General features: G+C 71.5%; 14 protein-coding genes and 1 pseudogene. 6 read left to right on the top strand and 9 right to left on the bottom strand.

Translation table 11 applies throughout. The annotated features are described in order from the left end of the window. Positions 1 to 15: 15 nt before the first annotated feature. The 4 genes from OG510_RS30675 to OG510_RS30660 all read right to left on the bottom strand — a co-directional run bounded on the left by OG510_RS30675 (position 16) and on the right by OG510_RS30660 (position 4,814). On the bottom strand, positions 16 to 1,107 hold the full coding sequence (locus OG510_RS30675) for a Zn-dependent alcohol dehydrogenase (RefSeq protein ID WP_406141073.1): 1,092 nt from the start codon (positions 1,105 to 1,107) through the stop codon (positions 16 to 18). A gap of 17 nt (positions 1,108 to 1,124) precedes the next feature. Beyond that, complete coding sequence (locus tag OG510_RS30670; protein ID WP_406141071.1) at positions 1,125 to 2,519, bottom strand: aldehyde dehydrogenase family protein; 1,395 nt, start codon at positions 2,517 to 2,519, stop codon at positions 1,125 to 1,127. Positions 2,520 to 2,653: 134 nt separating this feature from the next. After that, the gene (locus OG510_RS30665; protein ID WP_406141069.1) at positions 2,654 to 4,012 is read right to left on the bottom strand and encodes an ABC transporter ATP-binding protein; all 1,359 of its coding nucleotides are present in this window, start codon (positions 4,010 to 4,012) and stop codon (positions 2,654 to 2,656) included. A 196-nt stretch (positions 4,013 to 4,208) separates the two neighbouring features. Next, a complete protein-coding gene (locus tag OG510_RS30660) occupies positions 4,209 to 4,814 on the bottom strand; it encodes a TetR family transcriptional regulator (RefSeq protein WP_406142638.1) in 606 nt (201 codons plus the stop codon). 101 nt (positions 4,815 to 4,915) lie between these two features. On the opposite strand from OG510_RS30660, the gene hmgA reads away from it, so the two are divergent. The 5 genes from hmgA (at position 4,916) to OG510_RS30635 (ending at position 11,030) form a co-directional block, all read left to right on the top strand. Then, positions 4,916 to 6,289, top strand: coding sequence for a homogentisate 1,2-dioxygenase (hmgA, locus tag OG510_RS30655; protein WP_406141068.1), 1,374 nt, complete (start codon positions 4,916 to 4,918; stop codon positions 6,287 to 6,289). 181 nt (positions 6,290 to 6,470) lie between these two features. Next, the gene (locus OG510_RS30650) at positions 6,471 to 7,220 is read left to right on the top strand and encodes a GntR family transcriptional regulator (RefSeq protein WP_406141066.1); all 750 of its coding nucleotides are present in this window, start codon (positions 6,471 to 6,473) and stop codon (positions 7,218 to 7,220) included. A gap of 191 nt (positions 7,221 to 7,411) precedes the next feature. Then, a complete protein-coding gene (locus tag OG510_RS30645; RefSeq protein ID WP_406141065.1) occupies positions 7,412 to 8,557 on the top strand; it encodes an SPFH domain-containing protein in 1,146 nt (381 codons plus the stop codon). Positions 8,558 to 8,569: 12 nt separating this feature from the next. Beyond that, positions 8,570 to 9,727 carry a hypothetical protein gene (locus tag OG510_RS30640; RefSeq protein ID WP_406141064.1) on the top strand — a complete coding sequence of 386 codons (1,158 nt, stop codon included), beginning with the start codon at positions 8,570 to 8,572 and terminating at the stop codon, positions 9,725 to 9,727. 94 nt (positions 9,728 to 9,821) lie between these two features. After that, the gene (locus OG510_RS30635; protein ID WP_406141063.1) at positions 9,822 to 11,030 is read left to right on the top strand and encodes a type ISP restriction/modification enzyme; all 1,209 of its coding nucleotides are present in this window, start codon (positions 9,822 to 9,824) and stop codon (positions 11,028 to 11,030) included. Between the two features lie 243 nt (positions 11,031 to 11,273). On the opposite strand, the gene OG510_RS30630 is transcribed toward OG510_RS30635, so the two are convergent. Continuing rightward, positions 11,274 to 11,537: a hypothetical protein gene (locus OG510_RS30630; RefSeq protein ID WP_164267539.1), complete on the bottom strand. Its 264-nt coding sequence runs from the start codon at positions 11,535 to 11,537 to the stop codon at positions 11,274 to 11,276. Positions 11,538 to 11,774: 237 nt separating this feature from the next. Continuing rightward, the gene (locus OG510_RS30625; RefSeq protein ID WP_406141061.1) at positions 11,775 to 12,584 is read right to left on the bottom strand and encodes an SGNH/GDSL hydrolase family protein; all 810 of its coding nucleotides are present in this window, start codon (positions 12,582 to 12,584) and stop codon (positions 11,775 to 11,777) included. A 299-nt stretch (positions 12,585 to 12,883) separates the two neighbouring features. Between OG510_RS30625 and OG510_RS30620 the strand changes: the two genes are divergently transcribed. Further along, positions 12,884 to 13,978: a DUF5925 domain-containing protein gene (locus tag OG510_RS30620; RefSeq protein ID WP_406141059.1), complete on the top strand. Its 1,095-nt coding sequence runs from the start codon at positions 12,884 to 12,886 to the stop codon at positions 13,976 to 13,978. A 201-nt stretch (positions 13,979 to 14,179) separates the two neighbouring features. Here OG510_RS30620 and OG510_RS30615 read toward each other — a convergent pair whose 3' ends face one another. The 3 genes and pseudogenes from OG510_RS30615 to OG510_RS30605 form a co-directional block, all read right to left on the bottom strand. Further along, the gene (locus OG510_RS30615) at positions 14,180 to 14,554 is read right to left on the bottom strand and encodes a GntR family transcriptional regulator (RefSeq protein ID WP_406141058.1); all 375 of its coding nucleotides are present in this window, start codon (positions 14,552 to 14,554) and stop codon (positions 14,180 to 14,182) included. A 73-nt stretch (positions 14,555 to 14,627) separates the two neighbouring features. Beyond that, positions 14,628 to 15,194 (bottom strand): annotated as a pseudogene (locus OG510_RS30610) (class I SAM-dependent methyltransferase); the annotation flags it as partial. A gap of 245 nt (positions 15,195 to 15,439) precedes the next feature. Further along, positions 15,440 to 16,300: an esterase/lipase family protein gene (locus OG510_RS30605; protein ID WP_406141057.1), complete on the bottom strand. Its 861-nt coding sequence runs from the start codon at positions 16,298 to 16,300 to the stop codon at positions 15,440 to 15,442. Positions 16,301 to 16,400 lie beyond the last annotated feature (100 nt).

Raw genomic sequence — 16,400 nt, 5'->3', positions numbered from 1 at the left:
GCGGGCGCCCCGCCGTCAGGAGTCCTGGCCGAAGACCACCAGCGCCCGGCCGCCCTTGCCCGCCAGCATGTTCTCGAACGCGCCGGGGATTCCCTCCAGGCCGATCCGCTCCGTCACCATCGCCCCGACGTCGAGCCGCCCCGCCCTGATGTGCCCGGCGAGCACCGGCAGATCCTGTGCAGGGTCGGAGTTGCCGTAGACGCAGCCCGACAGCGTACGGCCCCAGTGGAAGAGCTCCAGGGCGTTGAACGTGACCTGCTGGTCCTTGCCGCCGATGCCGACCACCGTCGTACGGCCGCCGCGCCGCGTCGACTCCCAGGCCGTACGGATCGTCTCCGCGCGGCCCACGCACTCGACCGCTGCGTCCACGCCGTGGCCGCCCGTCAGCCGGCGGATGTCCTTGGCCGTCGTGCCGGAGGCCACCACGAAATCGGTGGCCCCGGCGGCCCGCGCCAGCTCCTCCTTCGCCGGCGAGACATCCACCGCGACGATCGCCGACGCCCCCGCGATCCGCGCGGACTGCAGCGTCGCGAGGCCGACACCGCCCACGCCGAAGACCGCGACCGTCTCCCCCGCGCGGACCCGCGCCGAGTGGTGGACAGCGCCGTACCCGGTGAGGACCGCGCAGCCGAGCAGCGCCGCGTCGGTGAGCGGGATGCCGTCGGGCACCGGCAGGACGCAGTCCGCGGCGACGACGGTCTCCTCGGCGAACGCCGCGACGTTCAGGCCAGGATGGAGATCCGTTCCGTCGGCGGTACGGGCGTGGATACGGCCCGCCCCCGACAGCGCTTCGGCGCAGAGCCACACCTCCCCGAGCGAGCAGGCGTGGCATGTCCCGCAGGACGGCGCCCAGTTGAGGACGACACCGTCGCCGGGGGCGACATGGGTGACACCGTCCCCCACCGAGACGACGGTGCCCGCGCCCTCGTGGCCGAGGACCGCGGGGACCGGCACCCGCATGGTGCCGTTGGCCAGCGAGAGGTCGGAGTGGCAGACCCCGGCGGCGGCGAGGCGGACCCGGACCTGGCCGGGGCCGGGCTCGGGCAGTTCGATGCCGGTGATCTCCAGGGGGGACCCGACGGCGGACAGGACGGCTGCGCGGACCATGAGCGGTGCTCCCGGGCTCAGAACTGCAGGGACTTGGTCTGGAGGTACTCGGCGAGGCCGTGCGAGCCGAGCTCGCGGCCGACGCCCGACTGCTTGTAACCGCCGAACGGTGCCAGCGGGTTGAAGCGCCCGCCGTTGATGTCGACCTGGCCGGTGTCCATCCGCCGGGCGAAGGCCACCGCCTCGCTCTCCTCACCGGCCCAGACCGCGCCCGCGAGGCCGTAGACGGTGCCGTTGGCGATACGCAGGGCGTCCTCCTCGTCCTCGTAGGCGATGACCGAGACGACCGGGCCGAAGATCTCCTCCTGCGCGATGGTCATGTCGGGGGTGACATCGGCGAAGACGGTCGGGCTGACGTAGTACCCCCGCTCCAGCGGCGGTTCGGCGCCGCCCGCGACGAGCCTGGCACCCTCCGCCACGCCCTTCTCGATGTAGCCGCGGACACGGTCCAGCTGCTTGGCGTTGACCAGCGGGCCCAGCCGCTCGCCAGGGACGTACTTGGCGGCAGCGGTCGCCGCGAGGGCGACCGCCTCGTCGTACTGATCGCGGTGGACCAGCATCCGGGTCCAGGCGCTGCACGTCTGGCCGGAGTTGCCCATGACGTTGGCGACGCCGACGCCCACCGCCTTGGCCAGGTCGGCGCTGGGCAGGATGACATTGGCGGACTTGCCGCCCAGTTCCAGGGCGACGCGTTTGACGGCCGCGCCCGCGACCGCGCCGATCTGGCGGCCGACCGCGGTGGAGCCGGTGAAGGAGACCAGGTCCACGCCGTCGTGCCCGGCCAGGGCCTGGCCCGCGACCGTCCCGACCCCGGTGACCAGGTTGAACACTCCGGCGGGCAGCCCCGCTTCCGCGGTCGCCTCGGCGAACAGCTGCGCCGTCAGCGGGGTGTCCTCGGCCGGCTTCAGGACGACGGTGCAGCCCGCGGCGAGCGCCGGGGCCACCTTGGCGACGATCTGGTGCAGCGGGTAGTTCCAGGGGGTGATCGCGCCGACGACACCGACCGGCTCGGACAGGACGGTGGAGTTGCCGACCCTCTCGTCGAAGGGGTGCGTGGCGGCCAGTTCCGCGTACGAACCGGCGACCAGCGCGGGCACCCCGGCGTGCACGAGCTGGGAGAACTGCAGGGGTGCGCCCAGCTCGGCGGTGACGGTCTCCGCGATCTCGTCCCGGCGAGCGACCAGCACATCGCGCAGGGCGCCGATCCTGGCGGCGCGTTCGGCGGGCGCGGTCGCGGCCCAGCCGGGGAAGGCCGCACGGGCCGCCCGTACCGCCGCGTCGACGTCCTCCGGGGTACCGGCCGGGACGTGGCCGATGACCTGCTCGTCGGCGGGGTTCACCACCGCGATCGTGTCCCGGCCCGCGGCGGGCCGCCACTCGCCGCCGATGTACATGCCGTCGTGGGCCTTCATCGCACTCCTCCAGAGCCTGCCGGTGTCTGTGCCGTACCGACACGGCGCCGTGGGGGTGCCGAGCGGTGACCGTCACCGCACAAACTAGCGATGTTAGTTTCCCGGCGCCAGGCACCGGGTGCCGGCACCGGCCGTCAGAGCGGCCCCTGGTCCAGGCCGGGCTGGTCCCCCGGCGCGGGGCAGATCCGGCGCCCGTGGTGGTCGAAGACGTACAGATGGGCCAGATCGACGAGGAGCGGCACCTGCGCGCCCGTCCGGACCCGCAGGTCGGGGCTGGTGCGGACGACCAGATCGCCCGAGCCGAGCGTGGGGCGCCCGGAGTCGTACGCCGCCGGGCGGGACGGCGGCGCCGGCGCGTCGAGCACCCCCACCCGGCCGGGGCCGCGCTGTCCCGCGCGCCCCCTGATCCGGGTCAGCACCCCGGGCGCCGGTCCGCTTCTGCGGCGGCGCGGCGCCGGGGCGGTGCGGGGCGACTCCAGCTCCGGTACGACGGCGGGCCGCGAGCCGGTGTTGAGGTGGACGAGCGCCTCGTGGCCCTGGTACTCCATGTGCTCGACCAGGCCGCTGATCGCCACCTCGCCGGGGCGCGCCTGGCTGGGCGCCGCGATCCGTACGGCCTCCGAGCGCAGCCCCACGAAGAGCTGCCTGCCCTGCTGGATCCGCAGCAGCTGGTGGTCGGTGGAGAGCGGTTCGGACAGCCGCAGCCGCTGTCTGCCCAGGTCGATCGACATCGCGCCGTCCAGCGGCGCGTGCACCACGGCCTGCAGCAGGTTGATGTGCGGGGTGCCGATGAACGCGGCGACGAAGACGTTCTCCGGCAGCCCGTAGGCGTCCCGGGGGCTGCTGACCTGCTGGAGCACCCCGCCGCGCAGTACGGCGACCCGGTCGCCCAGCGACATCGCCTCGGACTGGTCGTGCGTGACGTAGATGGTCGTCACGCCCAACTCGCGGGTGAGGTGCGCGATTTCGGCCCGCAGATGGTTGCGCAGCTTGGCGTCGAGGTTCGACAGCGGCTCGTCCATCAGGAAGACCGAAGGACGGCGCGAGATGGCCCGTCCCATCGCCACGCGCTGCCGCTCACCGCCGGAGAGCTGGCCCGGGTAGCGGTCGAGGAGGTCCTCGATCCCGAGCATCCTGGCGGTCGCCTCGACCCGGGGGCCGCTGTCCTCGCCCGGCGCCTCGAAGCGCAGCGGGAACCCGATGTTGTCGCGGCTCGTCATGCTCGGGTAGAGCGCGAAGTTCTGGAAGACCATGGCCATCCCGCGCCGGCCGGGCGGCAGATGGTTGGCGTACTCGCCGTCCAGGAGCAGATCGCCGTCGGAGATGTCCTCGAGTCCCGCCACCATGCGCAGGACCGTCGACTTCCCGCACCCGGAGGGCCCGAGCAGTACGAGGAACTCGCCGGGCGCGACATCGAGGGAGACCCGGTCGACGGCGCGCACGCCACGGTCGTACGTCTTGGAGATGCTGTGCAGGGAGATGGCTCGCGACATGGCATTCCGTCCGGGGCGGTCAGCGCGACGGCTGCTGTGGCCAGAAGTGACCACTGGGGCGAAAAACTATCCGGTCGCCGACGGGTTGGGAATGGCTCGAACCGACCAATCCGCACGCTCAGCTCATCACCGGTGTACGGAGCGCCGCCGGGCGCGCGCCAGAGGCTCTACCCCTGGTACGAGAGGCTGTGTGCTCCTAGTCGAGTACCGGCCCGAGATACGCGTGCAGCAGCTCCCTCACCTCGGCGATCAGCCCGGCGTCCCCCGACGGCTCGGCGCGGAAGGCGAGTTGGAGCAGTGCGTCGGTCGCCTCGACACCGACGAGCACCTTGCGGCGCAGTCTGCTGTCGGCGGCCCTGCCGAGGTGGGACGCGAGCAGTTCGCTGAGGCGGTCGGCGACCTTCGGGTTGGGTTCGTCCAGCGGCGCCGGGCCGCCGAAGTCGACGAAGGCGAAGCCGGGCACCGTCCGCCGCATGGCCAGGTACTCGTCCAGTACGGCGTCGATCACCCCGCGCCAGTCGGCCGCGGGGAGCGTGGTGAGCCGCTCGGTGATCCGGGCCGCGTAGCCGTCCAGATTGCGCTGGGCCAGGGCGTCCGCCATCGCGCGCTTGTTTCCGAAGAAGCGGTAGACGGAGCCGATGGGCACGGCCGCCCGCGCGGCGACGGCACGGGTGGTGAGCTGCTCGTAGCCGTCCTCGTCGAGGATTTCCGCGCAGGCGTCGAGTATCCGGGCCAGCCGCTCGGCACTGCGTTGCTGTACGGGGACGCGCCGGAGCGCGTGCGGATCGGACATGCGCTCCATCATGCCCCGGCGCGCTGTCGCCGCCGGTTTCTCCCCGTTGACGGACGGTAAGCGCAATCCTACTGTTGAGCATAGGATTCTTTCGGCACCGGGAGCGAGCGATGACGACCACCGAGCAGGCCAGAGAGATCGAGCGGGCCGAAGAGATCGAGCGGGCCAGGGAGACGGCCGACGCCTTGGTGTACGCCCCGGGTTTCGGCAACGAGCACAGCACGGAGGCGGTGCCCGGCGCCCTGCCCCATGGCCGGAACTCGCCGCAGCGCGCGCCCCTCGGGCTCTACGCGGAGCAGCTCAGCGGCTCCGCGTTCACCGAGCCCCGCGCGCACAACCGGCGCTCCTGGCTCTACCGGATCAGGCCGTCCGCCGCCCACCCGCCCTTCGTACGGATCGACAACGGCACGGTGCGCGGCGCGCCGTTCACCGAGACGGTGCCCGACCCCAACCGGCTGCGCTGGGACCCGCTTCCCGAGCCGGCGCCCGGCACGGACTTCCTGGCCGGCCTGTGGACCCTGGGCGGCAACGGCGACGCGAGCAGGCGCTCCGGGATGGCCGTGCACCTCTACCACGCCAACTCCCCCATGACCGGGCGGGTGTTCAGCGACTCCGACGGTGAGCTGCTGATCGTCCCGGAGAGCGGCGGACTCCTCATCCGTACGGAGCTGGGGCTGCTGGGCGTGCGGCCCGGCCAGATCGCGCTGATCCCGCGCGGGGTGCGGTTCCGCGTCGAGCTGTTGGACGGGACGGTCCGCGGCTACGTCTGCGAGAACTACGGCCGCCCCTTCCAGCTCCCCGACCTCGGCCCGATCGGCGCCAACGGCCTGGCGAACGCACGGGACTTCCTGGCCCCGGTGGCCGCCTACGAGGACGACGGCGGCGCCGGGCGCCCGGTCCAGGTGGTCAACAAGTACTGCGGCAATCTCTGGGCAGCCGAGTACGACCACTCACCGCTGGACGTGGTGGCCTGGCACGGCAGCCATGTGCCGTACGTCTACGACCTGCACCGGTTCAATGTGCTGGGCTCCATCAGCTACGACCACCCGGACCCGTCGATCTTCACGGTGCTGACGTCCCCGTCCGACACCCAGGGGCTCGCCGGTGTCGACTTCGTGGTCTTCGCACCGCGCTGGCTGGTCGGCGAGGACACCTTCCGGCCGCCGTACTTCCACCGCAATGTGATGAGCGAGTACATGGGGCTGATCGAGGGCGCCTACGACGCGAAGACGGCGGGCAAGGGCGGTTTCGTACCGGGCGGCGGCTCCCTGCACAACATGATGTCCGCGCACGGGCCGGACCGGGAGACCTTCGAGCGGGCGTCCGCCGCCGAGCTCCGGCCGCAGAAGATCGACGACGGGCTGGCCTTCATGTTCGAGACGCGCTGGCCGGTGACGGCGACCGCGCAGGCGGCGGGGGCCGGTCATCTGCAGACCGGTTACGACCAGGTGTGGCAGGGACTGGCCAGGCACTGGGAAGGCTGAACGGCACTCGGACACCGCGGTGCTCGGACACCTCGGCACTCGAACACCGCGGTACTCGGACACTGCGGTACTCGGACACTGCGGTACTCGGACACTGCGGTACTCGGACACACGGTACGGTCGAAGATCACCGGCCGCCCGGTGCCGGCACGGCCGACCTTCCGTACGTACGGAGACCCACGTGACCGCCTTCGCGCCCGACTCGCTGGTCCTGAACCGCCGCCTGCCCCTCTGGTACCAGGTCTCGCAGTCGCTGCGGGCGTCGATACTGGGCCGCCGTCCGCAGGATCCGCTGCGGCTGCCCACCGAGGAGCAGCTGGCCGGGCACTACCGCGTCAGTGTGCTCACCATGCGCCAGGCCCTCAAGGAGCTGGAGACCGAGGGCCTGATCACCCGGCACAGGCGGCGCGGGACCTTCATCGACCCCGGCGCACGGCCGAGCGCTCCGCGCCGTCTGCTGGGGTCGATCGACGCGATCGTCGCCCAGCAGTCGGGCGAGCGGACGACCGTGCTCGGCCACGGCCCGGCCCCGGTGCCCGGCGAGTTCACCGAGCACTTCCCCGGTCTCGACGAGATAGTCGACTACACCCGGCTGCGCTGCGACGGCGAGAGCGGCGAGCCGACCAACTGGGCGCAGAACGCGCTCCGTCCGGAGATCGCCGCCGCCGTCCGGATCAGCGATCTGGAGCGCTGGCCGATGACCAAGGTCCTGCGCGACGAGGTGGGGGTACGGATCAGCCGGATCACCGACACGATCGAGGCCCGGCTGGCGGACCCGGTGACGGCCGAACTTCTCCAGGTTCCGCTGCTCTCGCCGATCCTGCACTACACGGGGGTGACGTACGACGAGGCGGGCCAGGTCGTGGATGTGGCCCGGATCCGGTACCGGGGCGACAAGTTCTCCTTCTCGGTGACGGTGGAAGCACCTTGAATTCGCCGTGACGGTGGGGGCACCCCGAACCCTCCGTTCCGGTGGAGGCACCCCCGGACCGCGGCTCAGCGGCGGCCCGGAAAGGGCTGGTGGCGGCGGCCTGTGGACGGCCTCGACCAGGTGTCCGAGCCGGTTGCTATCGTTCCCAGGCGTGTCAGGAGAGGCGTGCGAACGAGAGCGGGGGAGGTTCCATGGGGCTGTTCGACAGCATCCGCGGGGAATTCATTGACATCGTCGAGTGGACCGACGACAGCCGGGACACCATCGTGTGGCGCTTCCCGCGTCATGACAACGAGATCAAGATGGGCGCCAGGCTCGTCGTGCGCGAGTCGCAGACGGCGGTCTTCGTCAACGAGGGCCGGATCGCGGACGTCTTCCAGCCCGGCACCTACACACTGCAGACGCAGAACCTGCCGTTGCTCTCCACGCTGAAGGGCTGGAAGTACGGGTTCGACTCGCCGTTCAAGGCCGAGGTCTACTTCGTCACCACGCGTCAGTTCACCGACATGAAGTGGGGCACGCAGAACCCGGTCATCGTCCGCGACCCCGAGTTCGGCATGGTGCGGCTCCGGGCCTTCGGCGCCTTCGCCGCCCGGGTCGTGGATCCGGCGGCGCTGCTGCGCGAGCTGGCGGGCACCGACCCGCAGTTCCGCACCGAGGAGGTGCAGGAGTACCTGCGCCAGCTGATCGTCGGCAAGCTGGGCAGCGCGCTGGCCAACTCGGGCGTGCCGATGCTGGATCTGGCGACCCAGCAGGAGGCCATCGGCGTCAAGCTGGCGGGTGTGCTCACCCAGGAGCTGACACCGGTCGGTATCGCCGTTCCCAAGTTCATCATCGAGAACATCTCGCTGCCGCCCGAGGTGGAGCAGGCGATCGACACCCGCTCCCGGATGGGCATCGCGGGCAACCTCGACCAGTACACCCAGTTCCAGGCGGCCGACGCACTGGGCGCCGGTGCGCGGACCCCCGGCAGCGGTGTCGGTGAGGGCATGGGGCTCGGCCTGGGGATGGCCGCCGGTCAGCGGATGGCCGCGGGGCTCGCCCCGCAGCAACAGCAGCAGGCGGCGCCCGCACCGGCCGCCGCACCCGCGGCCCCCGCTCCGGCGGCGGGCCCGCCGCCGCTGCCGGCGCAGGACCAGTGGTTCATCGGGGTCAACGGCGCCCAGCAGGGGCCGTACGACGGCGCCGCGCTGAGCGGCCTGGTCGGCGCGGGCACGCTGACGCGCGAGACGCTCGTCTGGAAGGACGGGATGGCGGGCTGGCTCGCCGCCGACCAGGTGCCCGGGATCAGCGGACTCTTCGGGTCCGTTCCGCCGCCGCTCCCGCCGCAGGGCTGAGGCCGGGCGACGATGACGACCGACGATCAGTACACCGACGGCCCCACAGGACCCGGCGCCGACCAGGGCGCCGCAGCCGCGGCTCCCGCGTCCGCTTCCCTCTCCTACCCGTGCCAGGCGTGCGGCGCCACCGTGGAGTTCGCGCCGGGCTCCGGCGCACTGCGCTGCCCGTACTGCGGCCAGGAGCAGGCGGTCGCCGAGGTGCCCCGCCAGGTGCGCGAGCACAGCTGGGACGAGCTGGCCGCGCTGCCCGCCAAGCCGCGGGGCACCGCGCCCGCCGGTGTGCGGACCTATGTCTGCCCCGGCTGCGCCGCGCACACCGAGACCGACGACCTCTCCGCCCGCTGCCAGTTCTGTGCGACCGCGCTGATCGCGGAGCCGGACGCCACCGAGCGGGTGGCACCGGAGGCGGTGGTGCCCTTCGGTCTGGACCGCAACAACGCCCGTGAGGCGCTGCGCAAGTGGACGTCGTCCCGCTGGTTCGCCCCCTCGAGCCTCAAGAAGGTCAGCGAGGCGGAGACGTTCAAGGGCAGCTATCTGCCGCACTGGACGTATGACGCGGGGACGGTCTCGCACTACCGGGGCCAGCGCGGTCAGTACTACTACGTGACCGAGACGTACACCACGGAGGAGAACGGCCAGACCGTCACCAAGACCCGCCAGGTGCGCCGCACCCGCTGGTTCGCGGCCTCCGGGACGGTCAGCCGTGACTTCGACGATGTGCTGGTCGCGGGGACCAGTCATGTGGCAGAGAAGCAGCTGGACAAGCTGACGCCCTGGCCGCTGGAGGAGGCGAAGCCCTTCCAGCCGGAGTACCTGGCCGGTTTCCAGACCGTGCGGTACGACGTGGAGCCCGAGGACGGGCTGGTGACGGCCAAGGAGCGGATGGCCGACGTCATCACCCGCGACTGCAAGTCCGACATCGGCGGGGACGAGCAGCGGGTGCACTCGGTGGACACCCAGTACTCCGGGCTCACCTTCAAGCTGATGCTGCTGCCCGTGTGGTTCCTGACGTATCTCTACGCGGGCAAGAGCTGGCAGGTCATGGTCAACGCGCGGACCGCCGAGGTCATCGGCGAACGCCCGTACAGCAAGGGCAAGATCGCCGCCGCGGTGGTGGCGGCACTGATCGTCATCGCGGTGATCGTCCTGCTGGTGGTCAGAAAGTAGAGTCCTGCCCGATCAGAACGGAAAGCCCTGGGGCCTGTCGTCAAAGTGCCGTCGTTGCCCGGAGGCAGGCGGCACTTTGACGACAGGCCCTAGCATGCGGAGCGTGACCGATGACGCTCCGCTGCTCGACGATCTGATGCCCTGGTCGGTGGAGTCCCCCCGGCTGGGGCGCGACTGGGTGGTGGCGCCCGACGCGCGTTCGCTCAAGGCGCGCTGGGACGCCCTGCTCCGGGCCGACGGGCCCGGACGGGAGCGGCTCTTCCGTCCCACCAGGGCGCGGACGCCGGAGAGTTCCGTACCGGCGCTGCCGGGACAGCCCAGCGGGACGGGCCGCCTCAACCGTGAGTCGGGCCCGTGTCCCGCACCGGTACGGCTCGGGTGCGGCCCGTTCGACGAGCAGTGGCTGATCCCGGACCACCGGCTGCTGGACGCCGCACGCCCGGAGCTGTGGCGGGTCGCCGACCAGCACCAGCTGTTCGCCGTCGGACAGGCGGGTGCCCCGGAGGACCCGGGTCCCGCGCTGCTGGTCTCCGCCGTGCTCCCGGACGGCCGCTCCCCCGCGGGCCGTACGGGCCGGATCAGGCCGCTGTACCGCAGGCCGGGCGGCGCCGAGCCGAACATCGCGCCGGGGCTGACGGATCTGCTCACCGTCCGGTACGGGCAGGAGGCCACCGCCGAGCAGATACTCGCCTGGGCGGTGGCCGCGGCCGTTCCCGCGCCGGGCGGGTGCACCGTACCGCTGACCGCCGACCCCGAGCTGTGGTCGTCAGGGGCCGAACTGGGGCGGGAGCTGCTGCGGATCCAGCTGCGCGGGGCGCGCGGCGGTGACCGGCCCCGGCTGCCGGGCGGCCGCCGCCCCTATGTGCGGGCCGCCGTCCCGCCCCGGCCGGAGACCCTCACGTACGACCCCGACGAGGAGGCCCTGCTGCTCGGCACCGGGCGCATCTCACCGGTGCCCGCCGGGGCATGGGACTTCACGGTGGGCGGTGTCCGGGTGCTCGACCTCTGGTTCGGGCGCAGAACCGCTCCGGCGGAGCCCGGCACGCTGGAGGCGCTGCGGCCGGCCGGCTGGCCCCCGGAGTGGAACTCCGAGCTGCTCGAGCTGATCACCGTGCTGGCTCTGCTGGCCGGACTGCGTCCCGCGCTGCGGGAGTTGCACCGGAAACTGGCGGCGGGCCCGTGTATCGGGCGGGCCGAACTGGAGGCGGCGGGTGTCCTGCCGGTGTCCGCGGCGGCCCGCCGCCCCGCTTCGGTGCTCGACCACCACGAGGAGGGGCCCGAGGGCCAGTTCGCTCTGGTGTGAGCGGGGCGTGGGCGGTGTGCCGCGTACTGAGATGCCGTACGGAAATGGCCGGTACGGAAATGCCTCGTACGGAAGTGACTGGTCACGAGAGGTGGCGGGGCCGGGTCGCCCGGAGCCGGCGAACACACCGACGCGCCACCGTACGCCCCGGGAATGACGGGCGGGACGTGAGCAGCGCCGCACCGGGACGGTGTGGTCGCCCGATCGTGGATCGGTTGTCTCGGTTGTTCCGGTTCGGAAGCTTCAGCCGCGGCTGCCGAAAAGCGAGCGGCGCAGCCGTCGCAGCGGGGCGAAGAGCTTCACCCGCGCGCCCCTGCCCGTCCTGGAGTGTGCGACGTCGCGCGAGGTGAGCTCACGCATCAGGGACGTCGCCTCTGCCGACTCGCGCTGCGGGACGACAGGGCCGCCGAGCACCGAGAGATGGCGGTCGAGGCGCGAACTGGTCGCACCGCTTCCGCACGTAATCGCAGGCACTCGTGGCCTGCTGCGCACTGTTATCTGTTCCATGTCACTCCCCACCCGTACGAGGGCACCCGGCCCGGGGCACAGTAACCCTATCGCCCCCGGGAGGCACCCGTGTATCCCGGGCGCCGGATTCACCTCTGCCATACGGAGGTTGACGGTAACTCTCCGAATATATCTGGTTCCAGGGAGAGTTGGCCGGTTCGGTTCCGCCCGGACGGGGCCGGAACCGAACCGGACGGAGTCCCTGGTACAGGGCCTCCTCCCCTCCTGCGACGGGTGTCAGTCCTGTGCGGTGAGCACGGGCAGATAGCCGCCGGACTGGCCGACTGCCGTGGGGTGGTAGGACTCGGTCAGATCGAGGATGTTCACGCTGTGCAGCCAGCTGTCGGACGAGCAGATCTCGTGTCCGGAGAAGGCGGAGGTGACATCACCGAAGGCGAAGCCGTGGTCGGCGGCGCGCTTGGCGGTCACCGCGTTGAGATGGTCGGACGCCGAGTTGATCGCGGCACGCTCGGTCTCGCTCAGCCCGGCGACGCAGCTGCCGTTGAGCTGGTAGAAGCGCGGATAGCCGAGCACGACCACATGCGCGGACGGGGACTTGGCGGTGATCGCCGAGTAGACCTTGTCCAGCAGGCCGGGCAGCGTCGAGTCGATATAGGTGTTGGCTGTCGCGAGGGCCGCGAGACAGGTCGCCTCGGACTTCAGCACACAGGTGGTCATGGTGTCGGCGAAGCCCGCGTCGTTGCCCCCGATGGTGAGGGAGACCAGGCCGGTCGAGGAGCTCAGCGCGGAGAGCTGGCTGGAGAGAACGTCACCCGTACGAGCGCCCGAGCAGGCGACGAAGGCGAACGACGAGGGCGAGTGGGCGGCCGCCCACAGTTTCGGGTACGCGAGGGTGCTGCGTTTGCAGTCCCCGCTGGAGCTGTCGTAACTGCCGGATCCGACACCGGCCGAGTACGAGTCGCCGAGGGCCACATAGCCGGTGGATGCGGCCGGTTGGGCGGCCTGAGCCGCGCCCGCCCCGGTGAGGGCGAGTCCGACGGCGAGCAGAACAGAGGATGAGAAAGTCGCAAATCTGGACAATTTCATGGAACCTCCTTGAGCGGGATTTCCGCCACGTCTGTCGTACCAGCTCACAGCCACATTCTGGAAGTGTGCATGCCAAGCATTCGGCGCATCGACGGCCTTCGGTCATCTGACGGCCAGTGAAGCCCGGCGTCCGGCCCTACGGGGTGCGAACAGCCCTGATTCACCCCATCGGTGACGTGACGTCAGTCGGCCGGACGGGCGTACGCCGGTACCACCCGGGGAGAACAGGTGACAGATCCGGGGAGAACGCGTGACAGAAAGGGCGTGCGCGGGCCGCCCCCGTGCCGGATCATGGGCGCATGTCCGCAAACCCTGAGGCAGCCCTGCCGATCCGGCTCAACGTCGACGACAGCGATTCGCCGTCCGATGTCGTGGACGCCCTGTTCCTCGGCCGATTCGCCACGGGCGAGCAGCCGTACTCGCACAGTTCGTCGATCGACCGCGTCAAGAAGGGGCTCACGCTGCTGCCTCCCGGTGCGACCGTGCTGCGGGCGGCCCGGGACGACGACCGCAGCGCGACGCTCGCCGAGGGCGAGGGATGGACGCTGCTCGTCTCGCGCTGGAACCGCGGCGCCGATGTCACGGTCACCGCGGTCAGCGAGGAGCTGGCGGCGAAGGTGCTCAAGCAGTCGACGGACGACGCGCAGGACGAGCCCGAACCGCAGCCCGAGAACGTCGCCATGGGGTTCTGGTACGTCTCCCCGCGCCGCGGTCCGCACCGCACCACCCGGCAGATCGCGGCCGGCACCTGGGAAGAGGTGCGGGCCAACTACACGGCGCCGGTGGCCGATGCGCTGGACGGCCTGATGAAGGTGACCCCGGACGACATCTCGGGCCGGCTGCTCCTGCTGCACGGCCCACCGGGCACCGGGAAGACATCGGCGCTGCGCACCCTGGCGAGGTCCTGGCGCGACTGGTGCCAGGTGGACTGCGTACTCGACCCGGAGCGGCTGTTCAACGACGTCGGGTATCTGATGGACATCGCCATCGGCGAGGACGACGGTTCGGCGAAGGGCCGCTGGCGGCTGCTGTTGCTGGAGGACTGCGACGAGCTGATCCGCGGCGAGGCCAAGCACACCGCGGGTCAGGCGCTGTCGCGGCTGCTGAACCTCACGGACGGACTGCTGGGCCAGGGCCGCAATGTCCTGGTGGGCGTCACCACCAATGAGGACCTGGAACGGCTGCACCCCGCGGTGGTGCGCCCGGGCCGCTGCCTGGCCCGGATCGAGGTCGGCCCGCTGACCCGCACCGAATCGACGGCGTGGCTGGGCAGCGACGAGGGCATCGGCCGGGACGGCACGACGCTCGCGGAGCTGTACGCACTCCGGCGCGGCGCGGGACCGGCGTCCGTCCCGGCACAGGAACGGGGCGTGGACGCGGGCCTGTACCTGTAGGGGCGGCAGGGCGGTTTCAGGGGCACTGGTCGCAGGGCCGGCGGCTACAGGGCAGCAGTGCCTGCGAAACATTTGCAGGGGCGGCAGCGGTAAGGGCAGGGGCGGCACGGGCTGCGCCCCTCCGCACACCGCCCAGCCACACCACCCAGCCACACGGGCCTGCCACAGGCCACCGCTGCCGGACTCGCCGCGGCCCGGGGCCTACTTCCCGTAGACCGCCCTCAGCGCGTCATCGACCGCGGTGCGGGCGGCGTCCGGAGCGAGACCCAGCCGGAGGGCGCGCTCGGCGAAGGCCAGCGCCGCCTCCGCGGCCTCCCGTTCCGCCGCGTCACCGGCGGCCGCCACGAAGGTGCCGTTGCGCCCACGCGTCTCGATCACCCCGTCCGCCTCCAGCGCCCGGTACGACTTGGCGACCGTGTTGGCGGCGAGACCGAGCTCCTCGGCCAGCCCCCGCACGGTCGGCAGCCGGTACCCGGCAGGAAGCTTCCCCGACCGCGCCTGCCCGGCGATCTGGGCCCGCAACTGCTCGTAGGGGGCGGTGGCGGCATCGGCATCAATGGCGATCTTCAGAGTCACCCTCCGATTCTCCCCCACACCCGACCACCGCCCCGCCCCCGCTCCTCACCCGGCTGCCTCTCCGTCAGGTCAGCGCCACCAGGACGTACCGCTCGTCGTCGACCTCCTTGCCCCAGAGTGCGGGGTCCGCCGAGAGCAGTTCGTGGTGTACGGACTCGGTGAGCGGGTCGAGGGCCGCCATCAGCTGGCCCGCGGAGAGGCCCACGCCGCCCCAGACGCCCTCCACCAGCACCAGTCGGCCGCCGGGGTTGAGCAGTGAGCACCAGTGCTTGAGGGCCGCCTCGAAATCGGGGAGCAGCCACACCACATGGCGGGCCAGCACCACGTCGAAGGTGCGCTCGCCCACGGGTGGCTGCGCCGCGTCGCCCACCAGGACCTCGGCGTCCTGGCCGGCCAGCTTGGTCCGTGCCCGGTCGGCCATCCGGGGGGAGAGGTCGACCGCGGTGACCCGGTGCCCCTGCCCGGCGGCGAGCAGGGCGAGGCTGCCGGTGCCGCAGCCGACGTCCAGGACCTCGGCCCGCTCCCCCGGCAGCCATCTCCTCAGCCGTGCCGCCCATGCGTCGCGCACCCCGGGGTCACGCAGGCCGTGGTCGGCCTCATCGTCGAAGGTGTCGGCGGCGGCATCCCAGTTGATCGTCATGGATCCGATGCTCTCAGCTCCCACTGACAATCCGGCTGATCACATGCCCGGTGAAACACACGTGTATCTCCGAGCGGCCTACGGGCAGTTCACGGCCGTACCGCGGGCGCGGCGCCCGGCCGTACCGCCCCGGCGCGTCCGTATACAACCCGTTCCGGCCATTCCCCGGCCATTCCCCGGCCGTCGCCCGGTGGTCCCTCACTCCCTCACTCCCTCCGTCCGAGGCGGGAGTGAGGGAGGCCCGTCTAACCGACCGCGGAGGCGCAGGTGGTGGGGGTGGCGTGCGCGGGGTCGAGGGCGTTGGCGACCTCGTGGTACGCGATCTTGTCGGTCAGGCCGATGGTGACGTGTTCGGAGAGGTCGGCGGCGCACTTGTCCTGGATCAGTACGTTGTTGACGTCGGATCCGCTGAGGAACTGCGTCTTGTAGGGGGTGACCACCTCGTCGTACTTGGTGGCGATGACCGTGTAGCGCACTCCCGGCACGGTGTCGGGCAGCGAGTTGAGCTTGTTGATGAACGGTGAGCCGGCCACCTGGTCGGTGAGGCCCGGTGCGCCCTTCTGCAGGATGTCGGCCGCGCCGGGGAAGTACGGCAGGAGCTTGGTGAGCCCGGAGAGGGTGGTGCCGTGGTTGTCGGGGGCGATGCCGGTCATCGAGTTCACCTTGGCCGCCCCGCCGAGGAACTTGATGTAGTAGTTCGGCATCATGCCGCCCTGCGAGTGGCCGACGATGTCGGCCTTCGCGGTACCGGTCGCGGCGAGCACCTTGTCGACGAAGGCGGAGAGCTGGCCGGCCGACTGGTCGATCGGGGCGAGCCCGTCGAAGAGTGTCTCGCCCGGCAGCTGCCCGTAGTCGAGGGAGAAGACGCAGTATCCGCGGTTGACCAGGTACGGGGCGAGCACCAGCCAGTTGTCGGTCGAGTTCCCCAGGGTCCCGGGGACGAGGACGACCGGCCGGGGGTGGGCCGCCGACGGTTTGCAGGAGTAGTCGTTCCATCCGCTGCTGGGGGCGGCGGCCTGCGCCGTCGTTGCAGCGGGGACCGCGGCGGCGGTGACCGCCAGAGCCAGCGCGGGGAGTGCTCCGAGCGCGCGCTTCCAGGGCATCATCGAGTGATCTCCTTGCGACTCAAGGGAGTGACGACGGATGTGCGCCCTGCGGCCCGGACCACAAGAGTGTTCTGCTGACGCCAACTTACGCACGAGTAAG

Origin of the sequence: Streptomyces sp. NBC_01089, assembly GCF_045162975.1 — a bacterium.
Lineage (GTDB): Bacteria > Actinomycetota > Actinomycetes > Streptomycetales > Streptomycetaceae > Streptomyces.
This window is presented reverse-complemented; position numbering and strand designations above follow the sequence as displayed.

What these genes read in the sequence shown, in the direction of transcription:
- OG510_RS30665 (WP_406141069.1), bottom strand. Translation starts at nt 4,012, where the DNA reads ATGTCGCGAGCCATCTCCCTGCACAGCATCTCCAAGACGTACGACCGT.
- OG510_RS30620 (WP_406141059.1), top strand. Translation starts at nt 12,884, where the DNA reads ATGTCCGCAAACCCTGAGGCAGCCCTGCCGATCCGGCTCAACGTCGAC.
- OG510_RS30640 (WP_406141064.1), top strand. Translation starts at nt 8,570, where the DNA reads ATGACGACCGACGATCAGTACACCGACGGCCCCACAGGACCCGGCGCC.
- OG510_RS30605 (WP_406141057.1), bottom strand. Translation starts at nt 16,300, where the DNA reads ATGATGCCCTGGAAGCGCGCGCTCGGAGCACTCCCCGCGCTGGCTCTG.
- OG510_RS30635 (WP_406141063.1), top strand. Translation starts at nt 9,822, where the DNA reads ATGCGGAGCGTGACCGATGACGCTCCGCTGCTCGACGATCTGATGCCC.
- OG510_RS30625 (WP_406141061.1), bottom strand. Translation starts at nt 12,584, where the DNA reads ATGAAATTGTCCAGATTTGCGACTTTCTCATCCTCTGTTCTGCTCGCC.
- OG510_RS30660 (WP_406142638.1), bottom strand. Translation starts at nt 4,814, where the DNA reads ATGGAGCGCATGTCCGATCCGCACGCGCTCCGGCGCGTCCCCGTACAG.
- OG510_RS30675 (WP_406141073.1), bottom strand. Translation starts at nt 1,107, where the DNA reads ATGGTCCGCGCAGCCGTCCTGTCCGCCGTCGGGTCCCCCCTGGAGATC.
- OG510_RS30630 (WP_164267539.1), bottom strand. Translation starts at nt 11,537, where the DNA reads ATGGAACAGATAACAGTGCGCAGCAGGCCACGAGTGCCTGCGATTACG.
- OG510_RS30645 (WP_406141065.1), top strand. Translation starts at nt 7,412, where the DNA reads ATGGGGCTGTTCGACAGCATCCGCGGGGAATTCATTGACATCGTCGAG.
- hmgA (WP_406141068.1), top strand. Translation starts at nt 4,916, where the DNA reads ATGACGACCACCGAGCAGGCCAGAGAGATCGAGCGGGCCGAAGAGATC.
- OG510_RS30670 (WP_406141071.1), bottom strand. Translation starts at nt 2,519, where the DNA reads ATGAAGGCCCACGACGGCATGTACATCGGCGGCGAGTGGCGGCCCGCC.